Origin of the sequence: Acinetobacter stercoris, assembly GCF_900323515.1 — a bacterium.
Classification (GTDB): domain Bacteria; phylum Pseudomonadota; class Gammaproteobacteria; order Pseudomonadales; family Moraxellaceae; genus Acinetobacter; species Acinetobacter stercoris.
Window position 1 is genome coordinate 1 of the sequence record NZ_OOGT01000198.1, and the last position, 7,445, is coordinate 7,445.

A 7,445-nucleotide genomic window follows, 5' to 3' on the forward strand; every position below is an offset into this window, starting at 1 on the left:
GTATAATAACTTCAAACTTACTCATTGTTAAATAACGCATTTTTATTTTATTGTTTTCAACCATCATTTTTGTTTGAAATGTATCCAAAGATAAAATGTTAGAAGGACGATCAGACAATATTGCTCTTCTTTCCATCAAGGATGATTTTACAAAGCCAAAAAATTTGTCATGCCTCCCTGATTTCGAAGATTTCTGTTGTATTTCTGAAAGTAGTAAATATTCTTTTAGTGCTTTGCCCTGTAACATTAAACTAATGCTTTGTGGCGTAACAATAATATCAATCACATGATTTATCAAATTTTCAGTGAGTGAACTCCCTAGTCGCTCAAATGTTGTATCAGGATGATCAATACCTATTTTTTTATTGATCTGCTGGTGTATCTGTGGTTTTAAACTTTTCCGGACACTCGGATAATCAATATATTCTGATAGCAGTTCTGGTTGATTTCGATCAATTGCTTGCTTGATTTTATAAAGTGTCCAATACGGTGAAACAAACCATAACATCAAATAACAAAGGATAATTACAGTAAATAATATGAGTATTTTTTTCATATAACTTACCCTTCACTTGCTATATTACTACGCTTTTACTGCAATTAGCTGTACAACAGACGCCATACCTGTGTGATATTTTCCTTCTACAACCCGACGTACAATTTTATGTAGTTTTAATATTTTCAAAGCTTGTATATCTTTCTCTAAAGACTCTTTGCTTGTCATATAATCAGCAGATTTACCGCCCCCCGTACCAAATTCAATTTGTTCTGGAGTATACGCTTCAAGAAGAAAAATACCATTTTCTTTCAGTCCCTGAATCACCTTTTGATGCAGAGTTTGCCGAGCCTGTTCTGTTAGGGGACAAAATATAGACACTATCCCATCCCAACTCTCTGGCTGAATTTCAAAATCTTCCAGATTTGCCAAAATCGTAGTAATTTTGACACCCTTCTCTTCTGCTAGCTTTTGAGCTTTTTCCAGACCTATTTTCGAGGCATCTACCGCTGTCACATCATATCCTTGAAGTGCAAGGAAAACAGCATTTCTTCCTTCGCCTTCTGCAAGACTTAGCACTTTTCCCTTAGGAATAACTTCATAGTTTTCAGCTAAAAAATCATTTGGCAATTTGCCATATACATATTCATCTTCGTTATAGCGCTCGTCCCACATTCAGGCCTACTCCAGACTTATATAATGCTTAACATAGCAAACTTTTTAACCTGAAATAAAAAAAGCATGTAACAACATGCTTTTTAAAGTTTTATGATAAAACTTTTTTATATTGTTAAGTCTTTAATTGTCTGTGATGAACCATTATTTTTTACGGAATCAATGCCATAATCACGTGACTGTTCACTAGCATAGAACTGACTTGTACCAATAATCTGATGATTTGCTGCTTTTAAATTAAAATAAGGTTTGCCATTTTTTGCTACTAAACGCTCATATCGTGCATCATCTGCACTATTTTTCTGAACAGACTCAATACCATTTTGAGCTGATGCTTTTGCTTTATAAAGCTCACTGGTTAAAATAATTTCACCATTCCCCGCTTTTAGAACAAACTTATATTGACCGTCTTTTGCTTGACTAACTTCATACCATCCTGACATTGCACACCTCTGTATCGTTATTTCAATTTTTATTGCTTTATAGCGGCTTAAACTAGAAAAATTACGCTATTAAAATGAAATATAGATGACTTTATTCGAGATTGAAAAGATAAATTTGTTATTTATTTTTTACATAAAATTATAGATATTTCGATCTATTTTCTATGATGGCCTATTCATATCATTCGAAAATTCTAATTATTGAAAGCAAGTACGATACTCAATGCAATTGAGAGCAAAAACAAAGCCAATGGCAAAATAAAAAACCACAACCTAGCTTTATTATTTGTTGGAAATGCTGTGCGGGAAGCCACATAACTCACCCAGATAGAGTAAAGATAGAAAACAGCCAAGACGATTACTGTAACAAGATCAGTTGAATTGAAAGCGGATAGATAATCAGAATAAAAAAATGTTTGTACGGCCACAACTAAAATACAAGGTATAGCAACTATAAGCCATTGAAGAGTGTTAACTTGTCGGGTAAAAACAATATCTGCTTTTTCAACACCGCAAAATTCTAAACGAATTCTGTACCGCCATCCGTATACTAGCTATGAGATTACAGCAGCAATAGTTGATATCCCCAATATAAATAGCCAATAATCTCCCCAAGAGCTGACTAAAGATTCTACAAAATGATTTACTCATTCAAATTTAAATATTAATCACATTTAATTTCAATATATTCATAAAATTAAAAGCTCTAGATTCACTAGAGCCTTAATATATTAATCTGTCATTATGCTTTTTTCACAAACTCTGATTTGAGTTTGATTGCACCGATTCCATCTACTTTACAGTCAATATTATGACCATCAGTTGCATCTGGTAATAATCGGATATTCTTCACTTTAGTTCCGACTTTGACCACTAAAGAAGATCCTTTCAATTTCAAATCCTTGATTACAGTAACTGAATCCCCATCTACAAGAACGTTACCATGTGCATCCTTGATGATTTCATTTTCAGAATCAGATGCATCCTCCCCATCTTTCCATTCATGAGAACATTCAGGACAAATCAGTAGATCCCCATCTTCATAAGTATATTCTGATTGGCATTTGGGGCAATTAGGTAATGACATATGCTCACCTCAAAAGCATAAATATACCATTTTTAAATATTTTTCATATGGTTAAAAACAATATATTTTGTAAGGATTAAAATAGGAATTTTCATATAAATAGTGTATTTTCACAATTTCTGGAATACACAATAATTAAACTTTTGCTGGTTTCCGGCAGGAGTTAAATGCACTTCTTTCTTGCTTTGGAGGAGTTTAAAATCATGTAATTCAAATAATTGTTTTAAATCATCAATACTATAACGCCTGATTTCCAGCCCACTACATTTTTTGGGACCATCTTCAGCAAAGGTCGCCACAATTAAAAATCCGTTTTTCTTTACCGATTTTTCAGCTTTCTTTAAATATTGCTCTCTATCATCTGGATCAATCAGAAAATGAAAAACAGCCCGATCATGCCATAAATCAAAGCACTGTTCAGGAAATTCTATTTCAATAATATTTGCTATCTTCCAATTCACCTGCTCTGCCTGACTTTCCAGGCGTTTCTGGCTGATATTTAAAGCATGTTCAGATAAGTCTAGAACCGTCAGATGATGAAATCCTGCATCTATCAACTCATCAACTAATACCGATGCCCCACCGCCGATATCAATAATATGTGCATCTTTATCAAGACCTAATTTTTTTAAAAGCTCAAGTGATACTGTTGCATGGGCTTGATACCAACTTAACTCGTCATTGAGATGGGTTGAATAAATATGTTCCCAGTGTGTTTTTATTTCGACTCCCATGCCCCCAACCTCTTTTAAATTTATATATTTAAATTCAGTATACAGTACAATATTTTTTTATTTTTCTAATAACTGTTTCAATATAATCACATGATTACGCAATTCGTTTTTCGCAGCGGTTAGTAACGTTACTTTTTTATCTTCCATCATGCCTCTAAGTTGTTCTAATTGCTCGTGATGTTCATTCAATTCATTTTGATAACGTCGTTGAAACTCATCCCAGCGATGCTCCATATCTTCATGATACCATTTACGTAATTCATTTGATGGGGTGACATCCTTAGCCCAAAAATCAATTTTTGCATCTTCTTTTTTAAGACCCCTTGGCCAAAGGCGGTCAACTAAAATACGTGTACCATCAGATGGTGATGGTGCTGTATAGATTCTTTTGATTTGAATATTCATTTATATTATTGATCCGGGATCGTAGGATTTACCAATAAACCTAATAACTGTAACGACTCTTGCCATCCTAAATAGCACGCTGAAAGCGGTATTGCGTCAGGAATACCTGATTGTGAGATTGTCACCTCGGTTCCTAACAATACTGGTTTTATTTCAACCTTCATTTCAATCGAACCATTCAAATTCGGATCATCAAATTGGTCACTATAACGAATTAACTGGTTAGGAATCAGTTCTAGATATGTTCCACCAAAGCTATGACTTGAACCTGTTGAAAAATTACTAAATGACATTTTGTATGTTCCCCCAACCTGAGCATCCAAATGATGTACTTTTGCAGTAAATCCATGTGGTGCCATCCACTTCACCAATGCATCAGGATCTAAAAAAGCTTTATATACACGTTCTGCTGGCGCACTAAAAACACGATGTAAAGTTACCGTATTACTCATACTCTTATCCTTGAGTTTTTATCATTGTGATCCAATGCAGTGTAATATTACATGAATCATTGTTTTGTACTTCTTTAGTACGCTAAATAATACAGTTCATCTCATGGCTTAAATAAAAAAAGCATGCTGAATCAACATGCTTTTATCATCTTATTTAATCTTCATCATAGACATAAGTCATACATCCCCAACCATCATACTCACCCTGGTATTGCTGGGCGATTTTAGTAAACCACTCCTCTAAATCGACAATATCCGCGTAATCAGGCTCCATAGTGACATGGATTGATAAAATCCAGAGATTTGGGGCAACTTCTTCATCCAAATACATCGAAATTTTTTGTTCTTCGAGTAATAAAAAAATTGCACATTTTTCTGCATTTTCCTGTTTTTCAAATGCTAGAGAAAATTCAATTTCATGTGGCTCAGTTAAATCATCACCATCTTCATACATTTGCCAAAGTACATTACCGTTATCATTATCTGGAAATTGTTCATAATCACGTGACATGAGCGTGTCCTTTTTATGTTATTGGGATATCAGTTTTATAATTATGTATAAGATAGCCTAGTTATATTTCAATTTGGAGATTTTTTACCACTTAATCATGGTATTTCCTCTAACTTTAAGACCAAATCATCAAAAAGGAATGCTACCTCTTAGCTCTAAGATTTCCCCGGTCAATGGTTGTTTAAAAGCTAAAAAACATGCATGTAAAGCCATTCGATTCAATGGGCTCTGTGCTGGGCTTGGATGATACAATTTGTCTCCTGTAATCGGATGCCCAATATATTGCATATGCACCCGAAGCTGATGAGAACGTCCTGTAATTGGTGTTAAAAGCACGCGACTTATATCATCTACAGGATTATATTCTAGTCTTTGAAACAACGTTTTTGCATGCTTCCCCAACTCAAAATGTACGATTTGACGAGGACGATTTTCCCAATCTGTAATCAAAGGGACATCCACGCTTCCCTCCTCGTCAATTCTCCCTTGAACCAGTGCAATATAGTTTTTCCTGACAGTTCTCGCCTGAAACATTTTACTGACTGCGACTTCTGCATCACGATGTTTTGCAAACATTAAAATACCTGATGTCGCCATATCCAGACGATGAGTAATCCTGGCATCGGGATACTTTTCTATAACCCGCAGGTAAGCACTGTCATGATGTTCGGGTAAACGTCCTGGCACTGATAATAAACCCGCAGGTTTATCAATCACCACCAAGTCCTCATCTTCATAAAGAATGATTAATGGTTCCTGAGGTGGGGCATAGACAAAATTATCGTTGATTGGCATAAGATATGCAGACCTACAAAGCAGGCTGGCAAAATAGCAAGTCAAATTTTGAGTGTCAATTCTTGATTCAAAACCAAGAATAAAAAAATTAAAATCCGTAATCATCCAAGCTTAGAAAATATTCCATTTTCATTCATAAAAGAATCTGCTGAACTGGAGTTAAAGATAGATATCCTTTCACCGACATATAATATTTAATATTGTTTTATAAGGTTTTATTCTTAATGAATTTTTTGGGTGTCAAGGGAAAACATATTGGTTTACTTCAACAATCATAACTTTGTAAGTTATCACCTTATGCCTATAAACTTTTGATCTATAGCGTCCTAAGCCGAATCGAGACCTTTTGGGTGAGTACGCACTAACTTTATAAGTTCTGGCGCAAACTACTCTTTTCGATCCCCATCACACCCTTGAGATAAATATTAGCGAATAAGCTTCGGGATTATTTCCCTAAGATTTACTGATTTTTAATTTTTTCAGGATTTTTTTTCTCTAAAGCAGAATTTTAAAGGATTATTTCCCGCTCAGGTCTCAAAAGTGATTTTTTATTGCAGAAATACTAGCTTTGAAGAGATTTTTATTTAATCAAAATAGAGCCATAGATGAGGTTTGTTAAATAATAATTGAACGTTTAATGGTTTCGCTTGGCGTTTCACCAAATAAATTACGATACTCTGTTGCCAGGCGCCCCAGATGGGTAATTCCCCATTTCACAGCAACATCCGTAACCTTTTGATGATCACGTAGGTCTGTTAACTCATCATGAATTTTCTTTAGACGATAAAACTTGATATATGACAAAGCGGACATATTGAGCTCTTTTTTAAAGGATTTATTTAAAGTCTTACGGTTAATTCCTGATGCATATTCCAGATCTTCTATACTAATATTCCTATCAATATTTTGTTCTATATAAATAATCGCCCGTTTTAAATATTCAGGTATTTTTAGATTTACCTTTTCTAATCGATCAGAATAGTTATGTGGTTGAGAAAGTAAAAGTGCCTTAATCAAGGTATACTGAAAATCATTATGTGAATCTGTAAAAACCTGAATAAATCCATTTTCTGTAGATGAGCTACGTAAATAATCTATAAATGACCACCATGCATTTATTTTTTTATTTTTTGTATCCATATTATGGTGAAAATATAATGGCTCTTGAATTGGTGCACCAATTAAATCCATTAATACATTTTCAACGAAGGTTTTAGGAATGGAGACAAATGACTGAACACAATTTTTTTCCACACCAACTTCAAACTTTTCAAATGGTGAAACTATGGCTGCTTGCTGATGATCTGCACTAAATGAATATTGAGGATTATTAAAAATGNTATTGCCATTTTTAGGACGTGTAATACAATAATTATTTAAATTAAATGCATCTAATGTCTTGAAAATAACATCATTACCATAGCAAAGATCCCCCATGGATACTTTTCCTACATTTAATCCGGCATAGCGAAAATCCAGNCCTCCATGACCGATATCCAGCAATGCATGTGGACCTATAAGTTGATTTAAACAGTCATGTGTTTCTGTTAAGGAAAGAGAAAATCCACTCGAAAGTCGTTCCAGACTCATAACATTCACCATACTTACTTTACTTTGTAGCAGTATTGAAAGTTAAGCAAAAAATATACCATGCAGTATTTTTATATTTTTAAAATCACATTTACCATAAATCAAGATTTGATAGCCTGTATATAATTTTAAATATAAAAAATGACATTAATATTTTGCATACATTCCTTGTATAATTACTAAATAACATTTTTATATATTACATTCAATCAAAGAGTTTTATTATTTTGTTTAATTCTATTTAATACCAATATTGT

General features: G+C 33.7%; 10 protein-coding genes. All 10 read right to left on the bottom strand.

Annotation, left to right across the window (positions count from 1 at the left end):
* Nucleotides 1-556, bottom strand: a 556-nt coding sequence (locus KPC_RS16165; RefSeq protein WP_121975387.1) for a DUF2939 domain-containing protein, incomplete at its 3' end; no start/stop codon positions are given.
* A gap of 27 nt (nucleotides 557-583) precedes the next feature.
* Nucleotides 584-1,171: an SAM-dependent methyltransferase gene (locus KPC_RS16170; protein ID WP_121975388.1), complete on the bottom strand. Its 588-nt coding sequence runs from the start codon at nucleotides 1,169-1,171 to the stop codon at nucleotides 584-586.
* 107 nt (nucleotides 1,172-1,278) lie between these two features.
* Nucleotides 1,279-1,614: a YegP family protein gene (locus KPC_RS16175; protein ID WP_121975389.1), complete on the bottom strand. Its 336-nt coding sequence runs from the start codon at nucleotides 1,612-1,614 to the stop codon at nucleotides 1,279-1,281.
* 742 nt (nucleotides 1,615-2,356) lie between these two features.
* Nucleotides 2,357-2,701, bottom strand: coding sequence for a zinc ribbon domain-containing protein YjdM (locus KPC_RS16180; protein WP_121975390.1), 345 nt, complete (start codon nucleotides 2,699-2,701; stop codon nucleotides 2,357-2,359).
* 110 nt (nucleotides 2,702-2,811) lie between these two features.
* Complete coding sequence (locus KPC_RS16185) at nucleotides 2,812-3,435, bottom strand: class I SAM-dependent methyltransferase (RefSeq protein ID WP_121975391.1); 624 nt, start codon at nucleotides 3,433-3,435, stop codon at nucleotides 2,812-2,814.
* 57 nt (nucleotides 3,436-3,492) lie between these two features.
* Nucleotides 3,493-3,840, bottom strand: coding sequence for a DUF488 domain-containing protein (locus tag KPC_RS16190; protein ID WP_121975392.1), 348 nt, complete (start codon nucleotides 3,838-3,840; stop codon nucleotides 3,493-3,495).
* A gap of 5 nt (nucleotides 3,841-3,845) precedes the next feature.
* Nucleotides 3,846-4,292, bottom strand: coding sequence for an SRPBCC family protein (locus tag KPC_RS16195; RefSeq protein ID WP_121975393.1), 447 nt, complete (start codon nucleotides 4,290-4,292; stop codon nucleotides 3,846-3,848).
* A gap of 154 nt (nucleotides 4,293-4,446) precedes the next feature.
* Entirely contained in the window at nucleotides 4,447-4,803 is a 357-nt protein-coding gene (locus KPC_RS16200) for a ribonuclease E inhibitor RraB (protein WP_121975394.1), read from the bottom strand.
* Nucleotides 4,804-4,932: 129 nt separating this feature from the next.
* Nucleotides 4,933-5,598 carry an RluA family pseudouridine synthase gene (locus tag KPC_RS16205; RefSeq protein ID WP_121975396.1) on the bottom strand — a complete coding sequence of 222 codons (666 nt, stop codon included), beginning with the start codon at nucleotides 5,596-5,598 and terminating at the stop codon, nucleotides 4,933-4,935.
* Nucleotides 5,599-6,213: 615 nt separating this feature from the next.
* A complete protein-coding gene (locus KPC_RS16210; RefSeq protein ID WP_121975395.1) occupies nucleotides 6,214-7,200 on the bottom strand; it encodes an AraC family transcriptional regulator in 987 nt (328 codons plus the stop codon).
* Between the last annotated feature and the right edge of the window lie 245 nt (nucleotides 7,201-7,445).

What these genes read in the sequence shown, in the direction of transcription:
- KPC_RS16170 (WP_121975388.1), bottom strand. Translation starts at nt 1,171, where the DNA reads ATGTGGGACGAGCGCTATAACGAAGATGAATATGTATATGGCAAATTG.
- KPC_RS16175 (WP_121975389.1), bottom strand. Translation starts at nt 1,614, where the DNA reads ATGTCAGGATGGTATGAAGTTAGTCAAGCAAAAGACGGTCAATATAAG.
- KPC_RS16180 (WP_121975390.1), bottom strand. Translation starts at nt 2,701, where the DNA reads ATGTCATTACCTAATTGCCCCAAATGCCAATCAGAATATACTTATGAA.
- KPC_RS16185 (WP_121975391.1), bottom strand. Translation starts at nt 3,435, where the DNA reads ATGGGAGTCGAAATAAAAACACACTGGGAACATATTTATTCAACCCAT.
- KPC_RS16190 (WP_121975392.1), bottom strand. Translation starts at nt 3,840, where the DNA reads ATGAATATTCAAATCAAAAGAATCTATACAGCACCATCACCATCTGAT.
- KPC_RS16195 (WP_121975393.1), bottom strand. Translation starts at nt 4,292, where the DNA reads ATGAGTAATACGGTAACTTTACATCGTGTTTTTAGTGCGCCAGCAGAA.
- KPC_RS16200 (WP_121975394.1), bottom strand. Translation starts at nt 4,803, where the DNA reads ATGTCACGTGATTATGAACAATTTCCAGATAATGATAACGGTAATGTA.
- KPC_RS16205 (WP_121975396.1), bottom strand. Translation starts at nt 5,598, where the DNA reads ATGCCAATCAACGATAATTTTGTCTATGCCCCACCTCAGGAACCATTA.